This is a genomic window from Exobacillus caeni (assembly GCF_005747095.1).
Classification (GTDB): domain Bacteria; phylum Bacillota; class Bacilli; order Bacillales; family Guptibacillaceae; genus Exobacillus; species Exobacillus caeni.
In genome coordinates, this window is record NZ_SWLG01000013.1 from 87645 (window position 1) to 111445 (window position 23801).

At 41.7% G+C, this 23801-nt stretch carries 26 protein-coding genes; 12 read left to right on the forward strand and 14 right to left on the reverse strand.

Features of this window, described 5'->3' with window-relative positions; all coding sequences use genetic code 11:
• Positions 1–35 precede the first annotated feature (35 nt).
• Both FCL54_RS17190 and FCL54_RS17195 read right to left on the reverse strand, forming a co-directional pair.
• Complete coding sequence (locus FCL54_RS17190) at positions 36–1058, reverse strand: ABC transporter permease (protein WP_138128030.1); 1023 nt, start codon at positions 1056–1058, stop codon at positions 36–38.
• On the reverse strand, positions 1058–1783 hold the full coding sequence (locus FCL54_RS17195; protein WP_138128032.1) for an ABC transporter ATP-binding protein: 726 nt from the start codon (positions 1781–1783) through the stop codon (positions 1058–1060). The genes FCL54_RS17190 and FCL54_RS17195 overlap by 1 nt, the downstream gene beginning before the upstream one ends.
• 177 nt (positions 1784–1960) lie before the next feature.
• Between FCL54_RS17195 and FCL54_RS17200 the strand changes: the two genes are divergently transcribed.
• Both FCL54_RS17200 and FCL54_RS17205 read left to right on the forward strand, forming a co-directional pair.
• The gene (locus FCL54_RS17200; RefSeq protein ID WP_138128034.1) at positions 1961–2425 is read left to right on the forward strand and encodes a GNAT family N-acetyltransferase; all 465 of its coding nucleotides are present in this window, start codon (positions 1961–1963) and stop codon (positions 2423–2425) included.
• An 89-nt stretch (positions 2426–2514) separates the two neighbouring features.
• Positions 2515–3153, forward strand: a complete 639-nt coding sequence (locus FCL54_RS17205) for a VC0807 family protein (RefSeq protein WP_138128036.1) — start codon at positions 2515–2517, stop codon at positions 3151–3153.
• A gap of 129 nt (positions 3154–3282) precedes the next feature.
• Here the strand turns inward: FCL54_RS17205 and FCL54_RS17210 are convergent, their stop codons facing one another.
• On the reverse strand, positions 3283–4863 hold the full coding sequence (locus FCL54_RS17210; RefSeq protein ID WP_138128038.1) for an MFS transporter: 1581 nt from the start codon (positions 4861–4863) through the stop codon (positions 3283–3285).
• Between the two features lie 227 nt (positions 4864–5090).
• On the opposite strand from FCL54_RS17210, the gene FCL54_RS17215 reads away from it, so the two are divergent.
• Positions 5091–6032, forward strand: coding sequence for a DMT family transporter (locus FCL54_RS17215; protein WP_171016899.1), 942 nt, complete (start codon positions 5091–5093; stop codon positions 6030–6032).
• A 124-nt stretch (positions 6033–6156) separates the two neighbouring features.
• A complete protein-coding gene (locus FCL54_RS17220) occupies positions 6157–6642 on the forward strand; it encodes a DinB family protein (protein WP_138128042.1) in 486 nt (161 codons plus the stop codon).
• A 502-nt stretch (positions 6643–7144) separates the two neighbouring features.
• Here the strand turns inward: FCL54_RS17220 and FCL54_RS17225 are convergent.
• Complete coding sequence (locus FCL54_RS17225; RefSeq protein ID WP_138128044.1) at positions 7145–8116, reverse strand: helix-turn-helix transcriptional regulator; 972 nt, start codon at positions 8114–8116, stop codon at positions 7145–7147.
• 184 nt (positions 8117–8300) lie between these two features.
• Here FCL54_RS17225 and FCL54_RS17230 point away from each other — a divergent pair, with 184 nt between their 5' ends.
• The gene (locus tag FCL54_RS17230; protein WP_138128046.1) at positions 8301–8651 is read left to right on the forward strand and encodes a c-type cytochrome; all 351 of its coding nucleotides are present in this window, start codon (positions 8301–8303) and stop codon (positions 8649–8651) included.
• A gap of 55 nt (positions 8652–8706) precedes the next feature.
• On the opposite strand, the gene FCL54_RS17235 is transcribed toward FCL54_RS17230, so the two are convergent.
• On the reverse strand, positions 8707–9837 hold the full coding sequence (locus FCL54_RS17235; RefSeq protein WP_425467141.1) for a S8 family peptidase: 1131 nt from the start codon (positions 9835–9837) through the stop codon (positions 8707–8709).
• Between the two features lie 555 nt (positions 9838–10392).
• On the opposite strand from FCL54_RS17235, the gene FCL54_RS17240 reads away from it, so the two are divergent.
• Positions 10393–11229 (forward strand): CAP domain-containing protein, encoded by an 837-nt coding sequence (locus FCL54_RS17240; protein WP_138128048.1) that lies wholly within the window; start codon positions 10393–10395, stop codon positions 11227–11229.
• 156 nt (positions 11230–11385) lie between these two features.
• Here FCL54_RS17240 and FCL54_RS17245 read toward each other — a convergent pair whose 3' ends face one another.
• Positions 11386–12456: a M42 family metallopeptidase gene (locus tag FCL54_RS17245; RefSeq protein WP_425467142.1), complete on the reverse strand. Its 1071-nt coding sequence runs from the start codon at positions 12454–12456 to the stop codon at positions 11386–11388.
• A gap of 216 nt (positions 12457–12672) precedes the next feature.
• Here FCL54_RS17245 and FCL54_RS17250 point away from each other — a divergent pair, with 216 nt between their 5' ends.
• Both FCL54_RS17250 and FCL54_RS17255 read left to right on the forward strand, forming a co-directional pair.
• Positions 12673–12906 carry a hypothetical protein gene (locus tag FCL54_RS17250; protein WP_138128052.1) on the forward strand — a complete coding sequence of 78 codons (234 nt, stop codon included), beginning with the start codon at positions 12673–12675 and terminating at the stop codon, positions 12904–12906.
• An 86-nt stretch (positions 12907–12992) separates the two neighbouring features.
• A complete protein-coding gene (locus FCL54_RS17255) occupies positions 12993–13715 on the forward strand; it encodes an MOSC domain-containing protein (protein WP_138128054.1) in 723 nt (240 codons plus the stop codon).
• 40 nt (positions 13716–13755) lie between these two features.
• On the opposite strand, the gene FCL54_RS17260 is transcribed toward FCL54_RS17255, so the two are convergent.
• The gene (locus tag FCL54_RS17260) at positions 13756–13959 is read right to left on the reverse strand and encodes a hypothetical protein (RefSeq protein ID WP_138128098.1); all 204 of its coding nucleotides are present in this window, start codon (positions 13957–13959) and stop codon (positions 13756–13758) included.
• A gap of 634 nt (positions 13960–14593) precedes the next feature.
• Between FCL54_RS17260 and FCL54_RS17265 the strand changes: the two genes are divergently transcribed.
• Together FCL54_RS17265 and FCL54_RS17270 are read left to right on the forward strand one after the other, a co-directional pair.
• Positions 14594–14836: a type B 50S ribosomal protein L31 gene (locus FCL54_RS17265; protein WP_138128056.1), complete on the forward strand. Its 243-nt coding sequence runs from the start codon at positions 14594–14596 to the stop codon at positions 14834–14836.
• Between the two features lie 289 nt (positions 14837–15125).
• A complete protein-coding gene (locus tag FCL54_RS17270; RefSeq protein ID WP_138128058.1) occupies positions 15126–15938 on the forward strand; it encodes an MBL fold metallo-hydrolase in 813 nt (270 codons plus the stop codon).
• A 76-nt stretch (positions 15939–16014) separates the two neighbouring features.
• Here the strand turns inward: FCL54_RS17270 and FCL54_RS17275 are convergent, their stop codons facing one another.
• The 3 genes from FCL54_RS17275 to FCL54_RS17285 all read right to left on the reverse strand — a co-directional run bounded on the left by FCL54_RS17275 (position 16015) and on the right by FCL54_RS17285 (position 18671).
• On the reverse strand, positions 16015–17100 hold the full coding sequence (locus FCL54_RS17275) for a murein hydrolase activator EnvC family protein (protein ID WP_246055329.1): 1086 nt from the start codon (positions 17098–17100) through the stop codon (positions 16015–16017).
• Between the two features lie 312 nt (positions 17101–17412).
• On the reverse strand, positions 17413–17697 hold the full coding sequence (locus FCL54_RS17280; RefSeq protein WP_138128062.1) for a DUF3219 family protein: 285 nt from the start codon (positions 17695–17697) through the stop codon (positions 17413–17415).
• Positions 17694–18671: an MBL fold metallo-hydrolase gene (locus tag FCL54_RS17285; protein ID WP_138128100.1), complete on the reverse strand. Its 978-nt coding sequence runs from the start codon at positions 18669–18671 to the stop codon at positions 17694–17696. The genes FCL54_RS17280 and FCL54_RS17285 overlap by 4 nt, the downstream gene beginning before the upstream one ends.
• Before the next feature lie 153 nt (positions 18672–18824).
• Between FCL54_RS17285 and FCL54_RS17290 the strand changes: the two genes are divergently transcribed.
• Complete coding sequence (locus FCL54_RS17290; protein WP_138128064.1) at positions 18825–19037, forward strand: methionine aminopeptidase; 213 nt, start codon at positions 18825–18827, stop codon at positions 19035–19037.
• A gap of 144 nt (positions 19038–19181) precedes the next feature.
• Here the strand turns inward: FCL54_RS17290 and FCL54_RS17295 are convergent, their stop codons facing one another.
• The 3 genes from FCL54_RS17295 to FCL54_RS17305 form a co-directional block, all read right to left on the reverse strand.
• Positions 19182–19595 (reverse strand): NUDIX hydrolase, encoded by a 414-nt coding sequence (locus tag FCL54_RS17295; protein WP_138128066.1) that lies wholly within the window; start codon positions 19593–19595, stop codon positions 19182–19184.
• Between the two features lie 76 nt (positions 19596–19671).
• Positions 19672–21042, reverse strand: a complete 1371-nt coding sequence (locus tag FCL54_RS17300; protein ID WP_138128068.1) for an aldehyde dehydrogenase — start codon at positions 21040–21042, stop codon at positions 19672–19674.
• 28 nt (positions 21043–21070) lie between these two features.
• Positions 21071–22168 carry an SDR family oxidoreductase gene (locus tag FCL54_RS17305; RefSeq protein WP_138128070.1) on the reverse strand — a complete coding sequence of 366 codons (1098 nt, stop codon included), beginning with the start codon at positions 22166–22168 and terminating at the stop codon, positions 21071–21073.
• A gap of 290 nt (positions 22169–22458) precedes the next feature.
• Between FCL54_RS17305 and FCL54_RS17310 the strand changes: the two genes are divergently transcribed.
• Positions 22459–23277 (forward strand): SPL family radical SAM protein, encoded by an 819-nt coding sequence (locus FCL54_RS17310; RefSeq protein WP_138128072.1) that lies wholly within the window; start codon positions 22459–22461, stop codon positions 23275–23277.
• 326 nt (positions 23278–23603) lie between these two features.
• On the opposite strand, the gene FCL54_RS24895 is transcribed toward FCL54_RS17310, so the two are convergent.
• Positions 23604–23801 (reverse strand): hypothetical protein (locus FCL54_RS24895; RefSeq protein ID WP_246055330.1); only part of this gene is annotated, 198 nt, incomplete at its 5' end.

Genomic DNA, 23801 nt, shown 5'->3' on the forward strand with positions numbered 1-23801 from the left:
TTATTATAGCTGATTGCCATACCACAAATACAAACCTATAGTTTCCGGTGCTTTTTTAAAGCTAATATATTTAAGATCATAAATCCGATTGAAAAGGCGAGTAGTATATATACATCCTGTGCGATCATCTCCCAGCCCTGGCCACGGATCATGATTTCCCTCAGGGCATCAGCACCGTAGGTAAGCGGCATAACAAGGCCGATAGACTGGAGCCACTCTGCCATCGTCTCCATGTTGAACAATCCAGAGAAAAAGACTTGCGGCACCACTACGATCGGGATAAATTGGATCATTTGCAACTCGTTGTTGGCATATGCCGAGAGCAGGGTTCCGAGTGTTAAAGCAGTCATCGCAAGCAAGAATGTGATCAGCAGTACGTAAAAGAAAGAACCTTCCATCATGATCCCGAGAATTTGAATGGAAAACCAGGATATGAGGGTAGCCTGCACTGTGGTGAAAAGTCCAAACCCGATGACATATCCAACAACGATTTCCCATCTTCTTAGAGGAGTGGCCAGCAACCGCTCAAGTGTCCCGCCTGTTCGTTCTTTTAAGAAAGAAACGCCTGAGATTAAAAAGACGAAGAAAAAGATAAAGAATCCTATTAATACAGGACCAAAGTTATCGAAAAGCTCCATATCTTCAGAACCGTAAAGGTAATGGATCGCCAGCTTTTGCTCGCCGCCGTTTGTTTGCATACTTTTCATCGCTTCTTGAAATGCCATTAGTACGGCTTTGTTGGCTGTTGGGTCGCTTCCTTCGAGGTTAATTTCTGGCTCTTTGTTCATTTTGATAAAAGCATCTAGCTCTTTTTCTTTTAAAGCTTCCATCGCTTCTTGTTCAGTATAATCGACTATCGTAACATTTTGCTCTTCAAGCTGTTCCTTAAGAGGTTCCGGCATATTGCTTACTGCGACGGTAGGGTGGTAATCCTCACCGTTAAATACAAGGCTCATCAATAGCAGGACGAACATAGGGGCAACAATCATGAGGCCAAGAGTCCTTTTATCTCTAAAAAATTGCTGGATGATCCGGATTACGATCGCCTGGATTCTCATTATTCAGCACCTCCGTAGGTTAAGAATGCTTCTTCAAGCGTTGTAGAGGAAGAAGATTCCTTCAGTTCAGAAGGAGTACCGACAGCGATCAATTTTCCGTCCCTTAGCATCGCCAGGCGCTGGCACTTATCTGCTTCGTCCATTACGTGTGTTGTAACCAGAATCGTTGTTCCCTGCTCTCTAAGTGTTTCAAGTTCCTGCCAGATCGATTTTCTCAGCACCGGGTCGATTCCGACGGTAGGCTCGTCGAGAATGAGAAGTTCTGGCCGATGCAACAGGGCGGCAGCCAGCGATAACCGGCGTTTCATTCCGCCAGAATATTTATTTACCTTTTTGTTCAAATCCTCCGTTAAGCCAACTATATCCATCACCTCGGCGATCCGTTGCCTTCGTTGTGTTCGTTTTAAGCCATAGATTCTTCCGAAGAATTCAAGGTTTTCCTTCGCGGTCAATTCTTCATACAGTGCATCTGATTGCGCCATATAGCCGATTCTTTTCATTATTTCAAGGTTCGGCATTTCGGTTCCAAGAACGGATACATTCCCGGTAGTTGCAGTATCGATACCGGCTATAATCTTTACAAGCGTGGTTTTACCGGCGCCAGAGGGACCTAGCAAGCCAAATATCTCTGCGTTCTGGATACCCAGGGAAATATCATTTAACACATTATGTTTTCCAAAATTCTTCGTAACGTTATTAACAGTTATGCAACTTGAAAAAGCCATCGATAATGCCCCCTTCAGTAAAGTGAGTGATCACTCATTATTAGTATATACTGCGAAAAACCCGTTGTAAAGTGAGTACTTACTCATCTCCGTTAATTTAACCGAAACATCGACTGTTAATTTTTACCGGTAAAGTGTAAGATTATTATAATAAGTCAAATTATTGCGGAGGAATTTATGGTTGAGTTATTAAAAATGACAGAAGAAGATTATCAGCATTTTCTTGATTATGCCATTGAAGATTATGCTAAAGAAAAAACAAAAGCCGGGAACTATGAGGAACACGAAGCGATAGAGCGTTCTAAACAAGACTTTGGCAAATTGCTTCCTGAAGGGTTAGAGACAGAAAATCATCTATTACATACAATTGTCGATCAAAAAGCTAACAAAAAGGTAGGCTACCTCTGGACGTTTCTCGATAAAAAGCCTAATACCGCGTTTATTTATAACATCTGGGTCTTTGATGAACTGCAGGGGAAGGGATACGGTTCAAAAGCAATTGCCAAGCTGGAAGAACTGTTGAAAGAAAAAGGAATAGAAAAGCTGGAACTTCACGTGTTTGGCCATAATCAAGGAGCGTTCAGGCTGTATCAGCGCCTTGGCTTTGAACCTACTAACATTGTTATGGCTAAGACTTTATAGTTAACAAACATATCAAGAAAGTAAGCTGCCACTTTGTAGTGAAAAAGCTTATTTTCTTTATTTTTTAGCTGTGTCAGAGGAGTGTTAATTTGAAAAAGCTACCGATTCTTGACCTTGTTTTTTATTTAGTCATACCGTTGTTGATCTGGAACGAAGGACGCGATCTCATCGGCGATTATTATGCGATTTTGTTATCGACTGTTCCGGGGATACTTTATACGTTTTATCGATTTTTCGTGGAAAAGCAGTTTAATGTTACCGGCCTGTTCATTATCACTACGATGTTGATCGGAGCTGTGGTCGACCTGTTATCGGGGGATGCAGAAGCGATGCTCTGGAATAATGTCTACTATGGGGGAGGGATCGGTCTCTTTTTTCTCTTATCATCGCTGATCAGAAAGCCTATCGCGATGTATTTCAGCATAGACATTGCTTATCTGCAGGGATACGCAAGGCAGGACAGCTATATGCTCTATACGAAAAAAGGCCTTTTTGTTTATTTTCAACTGCTAAACCTTTTGTTTGCATTTCGGAGTTTTACGATGAGCGGATTAAAGGCTGTATTGATTGAAACGTATGGTGTGGAACAATATGATCGAATACTTTTTATGATGAATGTAGCAGGCTGGATATTTACGGGGATTATTTTTATTGCTTATATTGTTGTCGGAAAGAAAACGATGGAATTTGTAACGAGGCTGCAGGCTGCTCCTGACAATGCAGGCTAACACAAAGGGAGAGAGACTCATATCTGAAAGTTTCAGCCAAAAGATCATGGCCAACTCAATAATAAGGCTAGATTACTAAATGAGAAAATAAGAAGAGGAAAAGCATTGTAGAGCTTTTCCTCTTCTTGTCTAAAAACGATATGGCCCAACGAGCAGTGCCAGGATCAATAGATCAACCGCAACGGTATAACTGAACAAAACCATTAACCGGTCTTCTTTTCTGAGAACGACTTTTCCGATCAGGTAAGCTAACAGAGCGACAATTATCGGAATGACAAACGAGCTTCCTGCAAAGGTTAGATAGCCAGGAGCAAAGGCATAGAAGGCTGGATTGAATTGTTTTTGCAAGAAAATCAGCTGTGTGATAAAGAATAGCCCGTATGCTGTGTATAGGGCCCATCTTTTTCCCTGTTCGATAGCAGTCGGGTTGAACATGAACATTGCCAGCAGGAAAAGTGCGGCAGGAGTTACCCAGGCGAATCCGATCAGTAGGGTTATAAGTCCCATCGAGGCCCCAAGCAATCCGGTAGACAGAGCATTTTTGATATCTTTCATTGTCATTTTGGTGCTTGTTTCGATGACTTCAGGGTTTGTGCTGGTACCCATCAATTTGTAGTCGATTGTTTCAAAAGTAGTTCCTGAATTTGCTTCGAACCATACTACGTTACTGTCATCCAACCAGAAAGGCTCGGAAGAACGCTTCGGGGTTTTGCTTAAACGACTGGCAATCCATTTTCCTTCCTCATTTTGCTTTGCTTGAAAAATATTAAATTCCTCGCTAAAAGAAGAAATTTGATTCCAGGCTGTAAATAAGATTTTCGGAGTTCCTTCTTCAACTTTAAAGTTGATATGTTTCGCATTTTCAAAGCTCAGGCCGCTTCCCTGAGGATAGATTTTCATAGAGCGGGGTGCAACTTCGCCATCAAAAGAATCGACAGTGCCCTCGGTATACATAGGAGTAAAAGTGTTGCCTTTTGATTCCGCTTTTTCATATGCAAGCATTAGTTTTCCATCGTTGATCGCGTATTGAAACCGCTGAAAAATCTCATACGCTTTTATATGCTTCAGTTTAAACTGCAGTTTTTCCGTGTAAGTATTTTTTTCTTCTTTATATAGCATCCCGACAGTAAAATCGTTTGTAGGTTTTGAAATAACAAGAAATGAATCGGCACTGTTATTTTGAATGGCGATATCTTTTACCGGGCTATCAATCTCTTTAACTGGCACCGTACTAAGCTGATCCAGGTTAACCTTGAAAATTTTGTTCTCTTTCCAATAAAGCACCAGGTCATCTTTTAAAGTCATACCGTTGATTCCATCAGCAAGAATATTTTCCTCATTTCCGACTGCATGCACTAACTTCTTATTTGAGTTAATAAAAAGAAAGTCGGTCCCATTTGTCCATAGTGGATACTCTTCAGAGGCATGATAAGGAAGTTCTGATTGTTTTACTTTTTCTAACTCAGAATTTAACGTTAGCTGCTTGACCTTTCCCTCATTTACAGAGAAAAGCTGAAACGTACCGTCGTTTTTCAACACATACGGCTCCTGTTTGCTGTCGATTTCAAAAGGAATATCAACTGCTCTGCTCCATCCTTCACTCGGCAGAGAGCGTTCGATTTTTAAAAAATGAAGGCTGAGGAGTCCGAAAAATATTGCGATGATGGCTACTAACGATAAAATAATTCTCAGTCTTTGGTTTTTATGCATTCATTTGTCCCCCTAAAAAATTCCTGTCTATATTTTACCAATCATGAAAAGGTTTGAAAGGCTTTTATGAAGGATTTTCCTATGTTTTTACATAAAAAGGATGTGCAGTAGCTAATGAGAAGAGGATGAGAGCTATGAAAAGGAGGAAAATGGGAAAAGGGTTTCGAATATTGTAAACAGAATGGATAGTAATTGATAATGAAAATTTTCTAGAAGGATTGATAAAGTTGCGAAAGGTAATTTCTTCACCGTATCTGTTACTAGTTCTGGCAGCGCTGTTTTGGGGAGGGAATTTTTCAGTTGGAAAGGCGCTCGTGTCCGTTATGCCTCCGGTTACGATGTCGACGATTCGGTGGTCGGTGTCATTTTTATTGTTTCTCCCACTTGCGTATAGAGATGTAAGTAATAATAAAGAAACGTTAAGGCGAAACTGGAAAGCGGTGCTTGGTTTGGCTGTTACCGGTATCGCGATGTTTAATGCCCTGGCTTATCTGTCGATGGAGTACACTACCTCGATCAATGCTTCGCTAATGAACGCGATGGCTCCTGTCGTAATAGTTGTTCTTTCAGTCATTTATTTAAAGGACCGATTTAACGCTGTTCAGCTTTCAGGTATTTTGCTTTCGATTGCAGGGGTGATCTGGATTATCACACGCGGGGATATTTCCCGGATTATCCACTTTTCCTTTAATCCCGGGGACTTAATTATGGTGGTGGCTGTTTCTGCATGGGGAGCCTACTCGGTAATGATGAAAAAGTTTGGAGGCCGTCTGCCCGGGAGAGGAACGTTTCTCCTCACAATGCTGGTTGGTATCATCTGTCTTCTTCCATTCACGGTATACGAATTGATCACTTTGGAGAGTCCTCTTGTCCTTGAACCTTTAAACTATTTGCAGTTGGCTTATATCAGCGTGTTCCCATCTGTTCTTGCTTTTCTTTGCTGGAACAAGGGCCTCCTTGCAGTCGGTCCATCGAAAGCATCCGTTTATTTGAACTTGATCGTTGTGTTTGTCGCGTTGTTTGGCATCATCTTTCTTGACGAAAGGCTGTACAGTTTTCAAATCATCGGAGGAATTCTTGTTGTAGCGGGAGTCTATTTATCGAACCGTGCTGGAATGAAAAAAGCATCCGTTTCCAGGAGGGGGATTAAAAGGGCGTCCCATTTATAAGAAGCTTTTAAAAATAAAACGGGAAATAAAATTTTCCGCCGGATTTTTTTATTATGACATCGTTTGTCACAAATGCCTGTTACATTTTAAGTGTAACAAGATTAAAAATTGAAAGGGTGGAAGTATGAATCAAACAAAACTATTCCAGGAAACGTTATTTCACGAAATGGAAGTTGCAGTACGAACGATCAAAGGATTGCTCGAAAAGGTGGAAGAATCGCAGTGGGAGTATAAGCCCGCCAATAACATGCGAACGCTAAAAGAGCTTGCACAGCATCTTGTAGCAATACCAAGAACAGATTTAGCGATTTTGAAAGAGAGCTCGGAAGAAGAAGTACATAGATTGAACAATGAAATTGAAGGATTAAATGGCTATCGTGAACTTTCCGATGAGCTGGAGGCAGGACTTTCTCTTTTAAAAGATTATATGGGGAATCTGGATGATGAAACATTTTTAACAAAAAAGACAAAAGCTTTTTATGCAGAAGAGGGAGCAACTCAAATCCAATGGCTTACAGAAATTCTTACCCACATGTTCCATCACCGCGCACAGTTGTTTAACTATCTTAAACAATTAGGGCAGCCGGTCAATATGTTTGATTTATACTGATGAAAGAGGAAAGGGAAAGACGCGCAGGGATGTGCGTCTTTTTCCGTTCACTACCGTTGCATTGCTGTTATTCAGAAGGTTGTTCACCAAAGAAAGGGCCATGTATCAAGTGCTGTTTTTTGCAATCTCTGTTTTCACGATGTTCGCTTTCTGCGGGAAGACGGGGAGCCTCCTCGGTGTAAAGGATTAGAGAACTCAACTAGAGTGTCAGCTCCTTACCATCATTATTAGAGGTCATCAGGTTCCTTATTTGTGACAAAAGGTTATTTTTAAAAGATTATAGGACATCTGTGCCGTTATTTACCGGGAAAACAGCTGTTTTGGTTCAATTTTAAGCGAATAACGGAACGTATGTCCTTATTTTTTTGAAAAGTTGGGTTTTTACACAAATAGAGGATTCAATGTCCTATAAATCTAAATTCCGGATTTCCAGGCATTCGTCCATCGCCTGAGGAGCATTCCTCTTAACGCTGGCTATTGATGCTTTCGATACTCAGGAGTCTCACACATTCCGAAGTTCTTCTGAATAAAGGGAAGCCATATCTTCCAGTTTTTCTTTGAAAATATCAATAATCTCAACAGGCTCTTGTACTTTAACATGGTTGCCAAGCCCCCATAGTATCTCTGCGAAGTAACTAGCTTCTGTTTCAGGAATCGTGGTATTGATCTTGCCTGTTCCATCTTTGTCCTCTTCGATAAGGTATTCAAGGTCCAGCTCTGATTTACCCCGTCTGATCCCCTCCCGGTCAAGCTTAACAATAAGCTTAAGTGCATACTCCTCTGTTTTTCTATAAGGCTGAAGCCAATCTTTTAGAGTAATTTTATTTGTTGGCGGCAATTGATGGTGTTCCTTAAATTCTGCTGCTTCGATACGATCAGCCCTGAATAGGCGGTATGCCTCTCTCTTATGGCAGTATGCTGGACAGAACCAGTACCCGTTATAGGAGTACAATCCAACTGGTGAAATGATACGCGAATGAACGCCATTGAAAGATCGATAGCTTATTTCAACCGTGCTTTTGGTTGTGGCTGCCTTTAAAAGTGTTTTTAATAAAGCGGGAGACTGTGAATCGATCCGATGTGGGTTCCATAATACAATTCTCTCCTTCATCTCATCGATTTGCTTTTTCGTTTCGTTAGGCAGGTGATGGTAAAATTTCTTCAACGCAGCCTTCGATTCCGCTTCAAAAGGAAGAGCGCCGTAGAATTGCAATGACTGATATGCGAAAAACATCGCGATTGCTTCTTCTTCTGAAAACACGATCGGCGGCAAGAACTTCTCATGAAGCAGAAAGTATCCTCCGCCTGCACCGGTCTCCGAGTATAAAGGGACACCGAGGGAACTCAGTTCTTCCAGGTCTCTTAAAATAGTCCGGTAAGAAACGCCGAACTCTTCAGCCAGTTCTGCAACGTTAAATTTCTTTCTATCATGAATTAGGATCATTAAGTTAATCAGCCGTTTTGTTTTGGACATGTTCTGTTATCCTCCGAGCTATTATTCTAATAGACTCTTTCGTTTAAAGGTTCCGAAATCCTTCCCTGGAACTGACAATGCGCTGTTTTTGGCATGACTAAAAACAGTTTAACTTCGATTGTTTATGTAGGAAAATATTAGGGTACTTCATATACAAATCCTACATATGGGAGGAGAGAACAGAATGAAGAAGTTAGGTGCGTTGTTTACGGTTTTTATGTTAGTGGTCGGCCTTGTAGCCTGTGGCGGAGGAAATAATTCCTCGTCGAATAACACGAACAACCCGGAAGAAGGGGTAGATGAAGGTGGAAGTGCAACGGTTGATGGAGCCGCTGCTGAAAAAGCTTTCCAGCAGAACTGTGCCTCATGCCATGGTGAAAACCTTGAAGGTGGAACAGGTCCAGCATTAGAGAATACGGACTTATCAAAGGATGAAATTCTTAACCAGATTCAAAAAGGCGGAGGCGGAATGCCCGCTAACCTGGTTGAAGGGGAAAAAGCGGAAAATCTTGCAGCATGGATAGCGGAGAAATAATAGATTTTATAATAAGAGGGGCTGACACTTATAAGTCAGCCCCTCTATTGTTTTTTTATTGTACTGCTGCTAAAACATTTAACACGCCATTTCCGTAATAGAACGGATCTCCGAGCGGCGTTGCTGTGTTATTCATCAAGTTACGTACCTGAACATTGCTTAGTGAAGGATTGTCAGCAAGGATCAGGGCTGCAGCACCTGAAACGTGCGGAGTTGCCATCGATGTTCCATTATAGTAATCATATGAATTACCAGGAACAGAACTAAGTATGTTTACCCCTGGAGCCATAATCTCCAGTTCATCGCCAACACTTGAAAAAGAAGCGCGATTGTTGCTGCTGTCAACCGCTCCAACTGCTATGGCAGATGCATACTTTGCCGGATAGCCGATCGTATTCTTTTTTCCTTTAGCCCCGGAGTTTCCTGCCGCTGCCACTACCACGATTCCGCTGTTATAAGCATTGTCGACTGCCTGCTGAAGAGCGGAAGAGCCGCGGTCTCCACCAAGAGACATGCTGATCACATCCATGTTATTGTCGATTGCCCACTCGATACCCTTTGCAATCCCGCTGTATGTTCCGCTTCCAGAACTGTTTAGAACTTTAACTGCATAAAGGCTTGCTGATGGTGCAACACCAAGAACTCCAAGATTATTGTTTAAACCAGCTACAGTACCTGCCACGTGGGTTCCATGGCTGTTTCCATCGTTATACGGGTTAGGTTCCCCATCAACAAAGCTCGCACCGCCTGCCACGTTTAAGTCTTCATGGCTCGCATCGATTCCGGTATCCAGGATTGCTACTTTGACGCCTGAGCCGGAGTTACCGGTAGCTTGTACATCATCGGCATTAATGTGTGGAATTCCCCAAGGAATCGTCTGGCCATAAGCGATTGCTTTATGATCTTCTTCTACAAAAGAGATGTTCGCTTTGTTTTCCAGAGCATCTGCGGCTTGTTCTGAAAGCCTGGCCTGTACTACTTTCATGTGCTTAAACTGGTGAACTACCTTTCCACCTACACTTTTAACCGCATTCTGATTGACGTTGTTCTTAAACCCAATTAAGTAATCCGAAACAGGTGATGGCTTTGCTTGCTGTGATGCTGCGCTTGCAAATCCCCCAAACAGCATAGAGACTGCCAGTACGAGGCTAAATAGGAAACTGAGTGTTTTAAACTTTTTTCGCAAATAAATTCTCCTTCCAAGTTTTTTATATACAAGGCACCCGGGCTGCCTTATACAACTAATCCAACGTAAAGACAGATAATTCTTAAAATTATAATAACACGGGCAGGAAGGAATGTTTATTGGGAAATAGGTTGAATTTTTATCAAATAAAAAGGGGATTTACAGTTCTAATTTCCCAAGTGAAAAATCATTATAATAGGGTATATTACCTGGTTGGCACTTTTGTGTAATCGGGATGTAACAGTAGTAAAACTATTATTATATTTGTCTGAATTTTTAACATTCCATTTTTGGTTGTAGTCACCTTTTGATCCATTGTTTTCCTGTTTGATTTTCCAATCGGGAAAACAGCAAAAAGCCTTTTATAACAGGAATTTTGCTATTTTGGAAGGAAGCTGGGTTCAATAATATCTAATAATTTTCCTCCTGAAACAGGAAACATCTCCACTTTTTGGCTCATAGACTCGCTAGATTGCTATGTTATGCTCATCTTGTGTTCAGCAGAAACGAAACATTTGTTGAACAACAACAAGAATTACAGGGAGGAATATGGAAATGAAAAAGAAAAATCGCATTTTGATCACACTTGCAGCAGCAGGAGCGTTACTTGCAGCGAATCCAGCGAACAGTATGGCGGCAGGAAACGAAGATACCCAGCAAGCTGATCAATTTAAAACATACGTTTATACAAAAACATTCAATTTTGCGAACCCTCAGGAATTGCAAAATTTCAACGTTGACCAATTTGTCCAGGGCTTTTTAAAGCAATATGGTACACAATTCAACTGGAACTACCAGCCGAAACAACCAGATCAACAGCAGCCTGCTCCTGAGCAGCCGGCACCACAGCCTGAGAAACCTAAAACAGAACAGCCTGCACCAGAAAAGCCAGAACAACCTGAACAGGCACCTGAAAAAGCTGAGCCAGCCCCTGCGCCTGCTCCAGCCCCAGCTCCTGAAAAACAGCCGGAACAGACGAAACAACCAGAACAACAACAGCCAGCAGGTTACAAACTTAGCGAATATGAACAACAGGTTGTGGACTTAACTAACCAGGAACGTGCTAAGAACGGCTTGCCGGCATTAAAAGTTGATCTAGAATTAAGCAAGGTTGCCCGTGCTAAGTCACAGGATATGCACGATAAAAATTACTTCTCCCATACAAGCCCGACATACGGTTCTCCGTTCGAAATGATGAAGCAATTCGGTATCGAGTACCGTTCTGCTGGAGAGAACATCGCGATGGGCCAACGTTCCCCTGAAGAAGTTGTTAATGCATGGATGAACAGTGAAGGCCACCGTAAAAACATCTTAAACAGCAACTATACGCATATCGGTGTAGGATATGTAAAAGACGGAAACTACTGGACACAAGAATTTATCGGTAAATAATTAAAAAAGAAGCATGCAGCCACTATCAAAGTGCTGCATGCTTTTATTTATACCATATTAGAATGTATAACTTTTATAGCAAAGGAGAAGGCTCGATGTTGTTAGCTTGGCTCGCCTCTGCTTTCCAATAAAGGATTGCTTATCGGCGAGTTTTCTTTAATCGTATTTATAGCTGATGCTTTTCATTTTCGGTTCATCTAGTTGTTTTATGACTTCGACTAGCAGTTTAGCTGCATTTTCGAGGTCTTTTTTGCTTATCATCGATACATGGCTGTGGATATAGCGGGAAGGGACTCCGATTACGATAGACGGGACCCCATTTTTGAAAAGGTGGAACTTGCCGGCATCTGTTCCTCCACCTGTCATTACATCAGGTTGATAAGGGATGTTATGCTTTTCAGCAGTATCGACAACCAGATCGCGGAACCTGGTGTTCGGAATCATCGTGGCATCAAGGAACGTGACAATTGGGCCTTTTCCTAATCCCGGCTTGTTTTCATTTCCGCCCGGCCCGTCTTGTGCCACTCCAACATCCAGCGCGAATGCGACATCGGGTTCAATGATATAAGGGGCAGTCGTTGCTCCGCGCAATCCTACTTCCTCCTGGACGGTTGCTCCTGCATATACGATGTTGTCATGTTGGGCATCTTTTAGTTGTTTTAATACTTCCACAGCAAGAAAACAGCCTGCTCTGTTGTCGAGCGCTTTTGCGAGAATGGTATCATTGTCAGGCAATAGCTCAAATGGGCAGATAGGAATAATCGGATCCCCGACCCTGATTCCCCATGACTTTACCTGTTCACGGTCTCTTGCTCCAACATCAATAAACATTTCTTTCATCGGATATACTTTTTTTCTTTCCTTTGGAGTTAAGATATGAGGCGGTTTGGAGCCGATCACACCGGTATATGTCCTTTTTTCTGTCACGACAGAGACACGCTGGGATAAAAGAACCTGCTCCCACCAGCCTCCGAGCGGTGTGAAACGAAGGTATCCTTCTTTTGTAATCTCTTTTACCATGAATGCTACTTCATCAAGGTGCCCTGCAAGCATTATTTTTGGACCTGTTTCATTGCCTTTTTTGATCCCGAAAATGCTTCCCATATTATCGTAAACAATATTTGTTTGCACCTTTTCGAGTTCTTCTTTCATGATTTTCCGTACATCTTGTTCATAACCAGGAGCTCCCTTTGCCTCCGTTAGTTGTTTTAGTAATTCAAGTTCCAAAATTATCCACATCCTTCTCATTTTATACAAGTATAGAGTGGCGAATCGTATTTGTTTTTATACCAATGTCTTTAAAGAAACTACTTTAAAGGGCGTTAGGTACAGATATTGTTATGAAAACCGGGAATTAGTATTTTGCGAAAAGAAGTTAACTTCATAGTTTGTTTATCCGATTAATATAATGAGATATAAAAAGAATGACGGAGGCCTGATGCGATGAAGGGGAAGTTCTCGGAATTCGGCCAGTGGATCGTTTTGGCAGTAATTGCTTTTTTATATGTAAAGTATGGCTTGCCGGCTCTATTTGAAAAAGGTGAGCGCTCGTATTTAGAAGTAGCTTTTATTGGATTCAGTTCACTCTTTTTGTTTTCATTCATCTGGATACTTTTTCAAAAGAAAGCAGATGGAGATGAATCAGAGCAAAAGGAACAGACGACTACCGGCAGTTAACTTTAACTGAGAAATAAAAAGGAAGCAGGATAGAAGTTATCGAAACAATATAGTAGAGCTTAAATTTTTTTTGAAGGGGTGATCGGATGGGGAAAGCGGGAAAACTCCAGACCATAATGAGGCATCCTGTTAAATCCTTCAGTGGAGAAAGTGTCCAATCTGTGGAAGTGAAGTCTTATGGGGTATATGGCGATAGGAGTCATGCTTTTATGGACGAGACGAGGCCAGGAAAATACCTGACAGCGACACAGGCCCCAGGTATGATCGGTTACTCTGCTGTTTTTAAAGGAGAAGAGAAGGAGGAAGAATTCCCAGAAATTCTTATCAAAACCCCGGAGGGAACCCGGTACAGCTGGCAGGATAATCTATTGAAGGAAGAGATGGAACGTTTGTCTGGTCGAAAAGTGAAGCCGGTCAAGTATTCACCTTCTCATGTACCAATAGGAGCGATTGAAGAGGAAAACATTTTGATCGTAACATTATCTTCGCTTAAAAAAATGGAAGAGTTAATCGGGAAAAGGATCGACCACAGGAGATTCCGGGCCAACCTTGTGCTGGACCTTGAGGAAGACATCCCTTTCCAGGAGGAAACATGGTATGGAAAAAAGCTTGTCTTTAAAGAAGTTGAATTAAAAGTCGAACGCCCCTGCGAGAGGTGCAGCATTATTAACATAGATCCTGAAGAAAACAGGATAACGCCGGAGATGTTAAAAAACATCTATAAATACAGGGATAATATCTTTGGTGTATATGCTTCCGTAAAACGAACAGGAAGGCTATCGAGAGGAGAAGCATTTTCTCTCGTATAGGAAAGCTCCTTTTTTAACAGAGAAGAAGGGCCGTCGTCGTTCAAAAGTTTAGGCTCTTTTCTAAAAGAATGTTGTTTTGCACAGTATTTATAAACTGCGACGTGATTGCAGCATTGATTTCCACTCCGGTCAGTTCGCTTTCCGCGGGCAACGCTTCAGCTTCCTCGTCAGCAAAAACCGCTTCCTGCGGGATCTTCAGCTGTTGCTTTTCCCGCAGGAGTCGACTGCCCTCCGCTACAATCAATTGAAGTTTTTCAAGAGAAGTACAACGAAACACAGCCTAGCGAAGGAAATACACGTAGACTCCTCGAAAATGAACATCACATTTTCTTCGTGCGATGTCTTGCTGCCGTAGCTTTCCTTATCCTGCGGGACAGCGAAGACGTTGAGACCCCGCAGTGTGGAAAGGTGAAGGCGAACGCCTAGAGACGTATGGATTGGACTGAGCCGTATGGAGATAAAGAAAACACGACGAACGAAAGAGAGTCGATGTTGCCTTATCGCAAGGAGGTGAGGGAAATCCACTAGTCTCTTTGAGCCGTAACCAGACAGGCGTTTTGTGCGAGAGAGGAGGCTCAGCGCGAGCCCGCGGAAAGCGTAGTGTATTTCCGTAGCGTTTATCCGTTATGTCGCAGTTACTCTCAAATGTGAAGCTTATAAAGCAACAAAGTATACGAAAATAGCGAAAGTTTAAGAATACAGATATGCGCTACTAGCGCTTCCGTCTTGATCTAAAGGCTACTTATGGGCAAAGTTCCATAGGCAGCCTATGTTTAATGGAAGGTGTAGTTGGATAAATAATAGAAAGAATGTTATTTTATCTATAGTGCTTCACCATAGAAAAAATTTAGTTATGATTTACCAGGGAGGTATTAGTAATGAGAGAAAATTTACACCCCGATTACCGAAAAGTAGTCTTTCATGATGTGACTTCTGGCTATAAGTTTTTGTCAGGTTCAACAATGAATTCGAATGAAACGATCGAATGGGAAGACGGCAATACGTATCCTGTGGTCAAAGTGGATATTAGTTCAGAATCACATCCTTTTTACACAGGGGAACAGAGATTTGCCGATAAAGGCGGACGAGCAGAGCGCTTCCGGAAGAAATATAACCGATAAGCAAAAATGTTTACTTGATTGGTTTTACCGTATTACAATATAGTCCCCCTAAAAAATTACCTGTACACCTGGCCGGCGTTCGTTTGGTCAGGTGTTTTGGTTTACCGTATAAGAATATCTTCCATAAAGACTCGTTAAAGGCTCGTTAAGTTTTTTCCTGAAGATTTTTTCTTCTCCTTCTAAAGTCTTATGTTTTCTTCTACAAATGACGGAAGCAAGAAACTCTTTTGCATTGTATGCTTGATATAGAAAAGGTTTTACAAACCAAAAAGAGGAGAGGAAGGTTGAAATGGAAAAACGCATATGCAAAACCTGTGGCACACAGTATGAGGGATCCCCGATAGAATGCCCCATTTGCCTCGACGAGCGCCAATACGTAGGTCATAACGGGCAAGAATGGACCACGTTGAGAGAGATGAAGGAAAAACGGTTTGAAAATGAATTTACAAAAATAGAACCCAATTTAGTTAGTATTCAAACTTCACCTGAATTTGCTATTTCACAGAGGGCGTTGCTCATTCAGACAGAAGAAGGGAATTTCTTATGGGACTGTGTTTCATTTATCGATGACAAAACGGCTGAAGAAATCGATAAGCTCGGTGGGTTAGATGGTATTTATATTTCCCATCCGCATTATTATAGTTCTATGGTCGAATGGGCAGAACGATTTGATTGTGAAGTTTATGTCCATGAAAACGATCAGGAATGGATAATGCGACCTGATAAAAGGGTAAGGACATGGAGTGGAAAAGAGCTTAAAGTGACAGACAGTATCACAGTAATTCAGGCAGGCGGACACTTTGATGGAAGTGCTGTTCTTCACTGGACTGGCGGTGCAGCGGGAGAAGGAGTCCTTTTAACAGGAGATACCATCTATGTTGTGCCAGACCGTGAGTGGGTGAGCTTCATGTACAGCTATCCAAACCTTATTCCGCTGGCAGAAAGTGAAATCGAAACGATTGTTGACCGAGTGGAGCCATATCACTTTGAGCGGATATATGGAGCATGGCCAAACTCCATCGTAAAATCAAATGCAAAGCAATCCATCAAACGCTCAGCAGAACGATATCTCCTGCATAGCAAAGAAAAAACCCGAAGCTGAGAGCTTCGGGTTTAAAAATGCTATTAAACTTTCCTTCAGTGGAGAGTTATCCACATTTTTGATGGGGTCAGACCCCCTACTTTAAATAGGGTATTGGATTAACAGCGTTGGATTTGCTGTTGTTCCATTGGCCTTTGTGCAGTTCGAAGTGAAGGTGCTGGCCAAAGGATCTCCCGGTATTTCCCATTGTTCCGATTCTTTGCCCCTGTGAAACGGACTGGCCTGTGCTGACCATCCGGCTTCTCATATGAGCATAAACGGTAGTATAGGTCTGGCCTTTTATGTTATGCGTAATAAAAACCACGTTTCCATAACTGGAAGAATAGTAGGATTTGGCTACTGTCCCAGATGCCGCTGCATGAACAGGGACCGTTCCAGATTTTGCGATATCGATTCCAAAATGGTTACCAAGTGAGCGGTCTCCAAAATTGGAGGAAACCCTGCCTGCTGCCGGATAAATAAAGCTGCCATTCCCTCTGGACGGGCGTTTCTTTTCTGTTTCAATAGCTGTATTTTGTTCAGTTGAAATGTCTGTTTCAAGCTCCATATGAAGTTCATCTTCTTCCATATTGACGTCTTTCAGAAGCTTTTTCTTATTTTCAATCTGGTTATCCAGTTCTTTTTGCAGCTTTTTGAGTTCTTCCAGGTTGGTTTCTACTTCCTCCAATTCATTGGCCACTTCTGTTTTTTTCATTTCTAACTCTTCCTTATCGCTCATATGTTCTTCCAGGATTGTTTTATCCTGTTCTGCGATCGAATTTAACGCACTGATTCTTTCGACGAAGTCTCCAAAATCCTGTGCACCGAGCAATACTTCAATGAAATCTACCGGACCGCCGCTTTGGTACATATAACGTACCCGTTCTTTCAAAAGCTTGTCCCTTTCTTCGATACGCTTTTGAATGACAGCGATTTCTTTTTTTAACTTCTCGATGTCTTCCTTCGCATCTTTAACTTCCGTTTCTTTTTTAAAGATTTCCTGGTCGTTTTCGGAGATCTTGTGATCAATTTGCCTTATTTCTTTTTCAAGCTTTTGTTCTTTCGATTTCAACTCGTTCATTTTATCCTGTGTAGCTGATGCGTTCGCTGTTTCAAGATTAGCGGGCATAAAAATGACAAGCCCAAGAATGATTATGTATAAAAGTATTTTTTTGCGAAACAAAACTGGAATCCCCCCGGTCATTTTTTGCTGATTAGAAAAACTTGCATTCTTAATCATTCAATACATACCATTTATTTAATTCGATAGAACGGGAGGTTGTTGACCGTAAAGGGAAGATTTAAACATGTACATGTTGGGAGAAGAGGTGAAAATGGGGATGGGAACCAGATAATGGGCATAAAACTGGCGAATAATGGGGGGATATGCAGGAAATAGGGTATCAAAAATAAAGATCGCTCTCCAGAAAAAACCATTAAAAATCTGAAACGTTTTTCAGGAGAGCGATGGAATCTTACCATGGTCTCTTTGCATTTAATAGACCTGGATAAGCTCGAGATGAAAATCTCCAATCGCATTTTCTTCGTAAAGGTTGGTGAAAGAAGTAGAATAATTAAAAATCGTCGCGTTAAATGCTTCTTCTTTTTCAGGTATTCGAACATAAAAGGTCATTTCATATAACAATGTTGTGACGCCGTTATATTCTCCGCTGCGCACTTTAAAATCAAAAGAAATTTTCTTTTTGCCGTTATCAGCGGTTCCTTCTTTAAAGTTTGTAATATTAAGCTTATAGTCATTCAGTTCGATTACGCTTATCATTTCTGCACCTCTTTATCCTCCGAAGTTTTAACGGAATAGCTATCTATCCGCTTGCCCCATAATGTTTCCCCCAATTTTAACACTTTAAGCTTTTCAGATGGAAGCTTCAGCCGTTCCCATTCTACATACAATCTTTCCAATGCTTCGGAACCTGTATCATCGGCCAAACGGTATGCGCCGTAATGCATAGGGATAAACAGATCTGCTTTCACTTCTAGAAAAGCTGTTATGGCGTCTTCCGGATTGATATGGGAATCTGACATGAACCATTCTGGCTCGTAAGCCCCGATCGGCATTATTGCATAAGTGATGGTGAATCGTTCACCGATTTCTTTGAATCCTCTAAAATATCCGGTATCTCCGGCAAAATAAACGGTTTTCCCCCTGTCAGGTGATTCGATAACCCAGCCGCCCCAGTGGGAGGCATTTGTATCCCACAACGATCGTTTTGTCCAGTGCTGTGCAGGTACAAAGGTAAGGTTGATATTTTTATAGGAAAACGTCTCCCACCAGTTTCCCTCTGTCACTTTTGTAAATCCTTTTCTCGAGAAAACCTCTTTTAGTCCAACAGGAACAAAAAAAGAAATGTCTCCGTTCAGTTTTTTAATAGAGGAAAAAGATAGATGGTCATAATGGCCGTGAGAAATAAGTACGGCATCTATTTCAGGCAGGTCCATAATATCTATCCCCGGCTGTGTAAGCCGTTTTTGCGTACCCATCCAGTAATCCCAAACAGGGTCAGTAAGAATGTTCATACCGCCTGTCTGGATTAAAAAGGTAGAATGTCCGATCCAGGTTAAAGAAAAATCATGCCTGTTTTTCTTCAGTTGCTCTATTTCTTTTCTGGACGATTGCGGAATCTGCTTTGATAAGTCCTTTTGCTTCGTTCTTCGCTCTTTATGCCACTTTAGAAGTTCAGAAAAACTCCTGGTATTGTTGATGCCGTCGTAATTTTGATAGCGTTTTCTCGCCATGCTCATCACCTTTTCTTTACGTTCGGAATAGTTATATAGCAAGCAGTTATCATTAAAAAGATTTTCAGTACAAGCACTTTGTCTCTTTTGTTTGTTGGATAAAATCCAGGCTATGTTTGCACACTAATAGTAAAACATGATGAGGTGAAAAAGATGGGATTGTTAAGCAGTTTTTCTGAATGGAGAAATGCAAGGTATCAGAAAAAGCTGGCAAGGATGGAAGAGCAGGGTATCTGTCCGGATTGCTATGGCAGAGGAATCAATGTGTTCGCGCAAAATGAATTCGCCTATACGAATAACTATGACTGTCCTGGATGTAACGGAAGCGGTTCCTTTGATGATTGGTCTGAAATAAACGATAGGTGAAGCGTTAAAAAGGAAAGAGGCTGGCTCAATCGGAAAGTGTTAAGCACCTCCAACACAAGTTCAAGAAAACGTATGCTAAAGTTTTCCTTAAACTTGTACCAAACGGAGGTGGTTAGAAACTTGTGTGTCAGCCTCTTCTGGTTTTTAAGGTTGTAATGTATAGGATGCACCAGGCTTGTCGATTAAGGCAGCGATTGAGTCGGGGCGGTAGGGCATCATTTCATCTACTTCACAGACCGGGACCCATTTCACTTCCAGTATTGCTTCATCATGGGTGATTACGGCTGGCGCCTGGATGATCTCACCGTAATAGGTGATAAAATAAACGTGATTGTCGCCGAGGAATGCCTCATTAATCCCTGCAATATTACCGACTTTGACATCATAGCCGGTTTCTTCCTTTACTTCTCTTACAGCTGCTTCTGTTAAGGTTTCTGAGGCTTCGACTGCTCCACCCGGCAATGTCCACGTTCCGTTTCGGTTTAAAACAACCAATATTTTCGTTTTGTCTTCGTTTAACAACAGTGTGTATACAACATCCACGCGATTATGTTCCAATGAATTTCCCCCTCTATTTGCACCTTTTTACTTCTTGAAGATTTCCCCTTTTGCTGTTTTACGGAATCAGAACCCGTTATTTGAAAATCAGCTTCAGCTTTTTTAGCGCGTTTTTTGTATTGGGATAACGCAGCGGTATATCGAATCGAGTCGTTTGCTTTAAGATACTTTTTTCATGGGAGAACACATCAAAACTCCCTTTGCCATGGTAAGCACCCATGCCGCTTGCTCCTACTCCGCCAAAGGGTAGGTACGGAGAGGAAAGATGATAGACCGTATCATTTATACAGCCGCCGCCAAATGAAATATGATCGATTACCGTTTGCTGGATTTCCTCTTCTTCTGAAAAAACATAAAGAGCGAGCGGTTTTGGACGTGAATTGACCTGTTCGATAGCATCACCAACGTTCTTGTAGGTTAAGACTGGAAGAATAGGACCGAAGATTTCATCTTCCATTACGGGATCATCCCAGCTGATGTTATCAAGAATCGTAGGCTCGATAATTAGGGAAGAGCGTTCGGTTTTTCCGCCAACGACAAGGTTTCCGTCCGATAAGAAATTAGACAACCTGTCAAAGTGCCTTTCGCTAACGATATGGGTGAAGTTCTCATTTTGAAGAGCATTTTCTCCATAAAATTCTCTGATTGTTATTTTCATTTGTTCCAGCAGGCTTTCTTTCATTTCATGGTGAACTAGCAGGTAGTCAGGAGCAACGCACGTTTGTCCGGCGTTAAGAAACTTTCCCCAGACGATTCGTTTAGCTGCGAGTTCCAGGTTCGCGTCTTTATGCACGATACATGGGCTCTTTCCACCGAGTTCAAGCGTAACCGGTGTCAATGTTTTTGCAGCAGCCTCCATGATGATTTTACCGACCGCGGTACTACCTGTGAAAAAGATTTTATCAAAGTCTTCTTTTAACAGGGCCTGGCTGGTCTCAACTGCTCCTTCTACGACTGAAATATATTCTTCATCAAAAGTATCCTGCACCAGTCTTGAGAGAACACGTGATGTTTCAGGCGTTAATTCAGAAGGCTTCATTACCGCGCAATTTCCCGCTGCCATCGCTCCGATCAAAGGGGCAACCGCAAGCTGAAAAGGATAGTTCCACGGTGCGATGACCAGAACGGAGCCATATGGTTCAGGGTAGATTTTGCTTTTCGAACCAACATGCGTAATCGGTGTTTTGACTGTCTTTGGCTTTGCCCAATCCTTCAAGTGTTTTACCACAAAGTTGATTTCTTCGTAAATGATCCCGATCTCCGTCATGTATGCTTCAGTCTTTGATTTGTTCAAGTCCGTTTTTAAAGCTTTTATTAATTCGGCTTCATAGTTTTGGATAGCTTTTTTTAGCTTCTTTAATTGATGAAGGCGAAAAGAAACGTCCTTCGTTTTATTTGCAGCAAAGTAGTCTTTCTGTTTTAAAAGCAAACTATGATAGTTTTCCATACAAAAACCTCCTAAGACATTTGCATTGTTAGATGATTGTCAATTGCTTGTCTCTGTCATTTTTGTATTCATCATAATACATTACCATCGATTTAAGCGAATCTTTGAAATCAGGGCAGCTGATTCCGGAGCCCTGCAGGTCGTCCTGTGCCTGGGTGCAATCATAATGCGAGACACAGGTAAAATAATCCATCGCCTCTTTTTGGACCCTGATCCACTTCCTCATGGGGGATAATGACAGAAACCCTTTTGTTAAGAATAGGGGTAGAGCTCCTTTTGGTGTTTTGCCAAGGTATTCATTCATTAGCATTTTATATACTTCATTCATTTTATACGGCTCTGGGTCTGTTAGATGATAGGTTTTGCCGATACCGACTTTTTCGTGGGCCAGATAAATCGTTCCGTTTAAAACATAGTCGATCGGTACAAAGTTTCCTTCCGCCTCCCCGGATGCGAGGTAGGGGAGAAGCGGGGAATAGCGTAACCGGTCAAGGACATTTAAGATGAAATACGGTCCGTCAAACTTGATCGTTTCCCCGGTTTTGGAATCTCCCCTGACAACGCCCGGCCTGATGATGGTGACAGGCACTTTCTCTTTTACTTCTTCTACAAGCACTTCAGCATCATACTTTGTGCGCTCATAATGATTTTTGAATCCCTGGCCCATCTGAAGTTCATTTTCATAGATTACACCCTGCCTGTCGCCGGAAACATACGCTGTACTGAAATAGATATAGCGTTCAAGCTTTGTAAGAGAGAGTACCCATTGGTTGATATTGCGCGTTCCATCGACATTGACTTTTTGAGCAATATTTTCGGGCACTGCGAGGTCATATATTGCGGCTAGATGGAAAACATGAGTGACCGATATTTCTAACTCTGCTTGCATTTCTTCAGGAATGCCCAGGCCCTGTTTGGTTATATCGCCGGGAATGATTGTAAAGTTGCTCTCAGGAAGCTCCTCTTTTGTAGTAGCATAGAGGATCTCCTGGCTCGCTTTCTCAACCATTTGCGGTAATACTAGCAGATAAATATGCCCGACCTGATAGTCGCTTTTAACCAGGTTCTTAATAATAGATGTAGAGATGAATCCCGGAAATCCAGTGAAAAAATAAACGTTTTCCATTTTCTTTTCCCCCTAAAGTATATTGGAACTAATGTTAGATGCCGGTTAATTCGTTAACGGCAATGCCGATTCATATTGGGTTTAGCGGATTTACAAAGGATATTGAGAGGAGGCTCACATAACTCTGCAGTGCATGCTAATTGTATCTTTCCCCGATAAGGAATATAATTTATAGACATGTTTATTCATGTCTGCTGCACTCCAACATACGGTATAAGTTTAAAATACGATAAAAGGGTTAGAATCCCTTCTAATGCAAAATAGAAAAATCGTCTGAAAGGGGTTAGAAGATGTCTGCGAGAGTAACCATGAAGGAGTCGAAAAGCATTCTAACAACTGCCACCGGATTTCTGGAGGGTTATACCCATACGTTAAATCCTTATGCTGGCTGTTCGTTCGGCTGCAGTTATTGCTATGTCAGACAGATGCCGATCGGCCTTTTCAGGGAGGAAACATGGGGAGAATGGGTTGACGTGAAACAGAATGCTGCAGCGTTATTAGAAAAAGATCTTGCTAAAGCTAGAAAGAAGGGTGCCGTCTCCATTTTTATGTCTTCTTCCACCGATCCTTATCAGCCGGCCGAACATAAAGCCGAAATTACGAGGGGAATTCTTGAAATGCTGACAGAAGACCAGCCGGATTTTCTCCTGGTACAAACACGCTCACCTCTTGTTAAAAGGGACCTCGATCTGCTTAGTAAGTTTGGCAACAAAGTGAGGGTTAGCATGACTGTTGAGACGGATCTCGATTCTGTCCGAAAGATCTTCGCAGCTTCTGCTCCTCCCATACAGGCGCGATTAAAAACGCTGAAAATCCTGAACGAGGCGGGAATACCTGTTCAGGCAGCACTTTCTCCGGTATTGCCATGCTCAGATCAATTTCCATCGCGGTTAAAAGAAGTAACGAACAGGGTCGTGATCGATGACTTTTTTACAGGGGATGGAAGCGGAGGAAAGAGAACCGAAAAATTAAAGATACGGGATATATATAAGAAGTATAATTTGGATAAGTGGTATAACCCTAATGCACACAAAATGGTGTACAGGTTGTTAAGAAAAGAGTTCAAAGAGGCTGAACTGTTCATTTCAAAAGAAGGCTTTTTGCCTTAACGTAGCTAGAAAAATGAAGATACCTGTTTTAGGTGTCTTTTTTTTGTTAAAGAAAGAGCAACTACATTCACCGTAAGGGTTGTGAACGGTAAGAATTCTAAGATGCAAAATTTACAAGTTGCAAAGATGTGTTTAATGTTATAAATTTATAACATGATGTTATTTATTTATAACATAACCGACGAATGTTTCAATTCGTTAATTGAAAAGCTAAACCTATTACTTTGTTCAGGAGGTGGCTCACTGTGAAATCCAGCTGGTTAAAATATTTGGGTTTTATTGGATTCATAGGATTACTTGGTATTTATCCGTTAAATCTTCCGATGTTAGGATTCTTTGGTTTTTTTGCGTTTTTTAAGTTTGCAAATGTCGTACATGATGAACGTTTTGACCATAATGTGAATCGAGCGTCCCGCAATGCATTCATTGCTTTTTGTGCGACGGGCAGTCGCAAAGGGTGTTGCCGCAGGCAACACCCTTTCACTCTGTTTCTGGACAGAGACGACACCGAGGTGTAACGACTG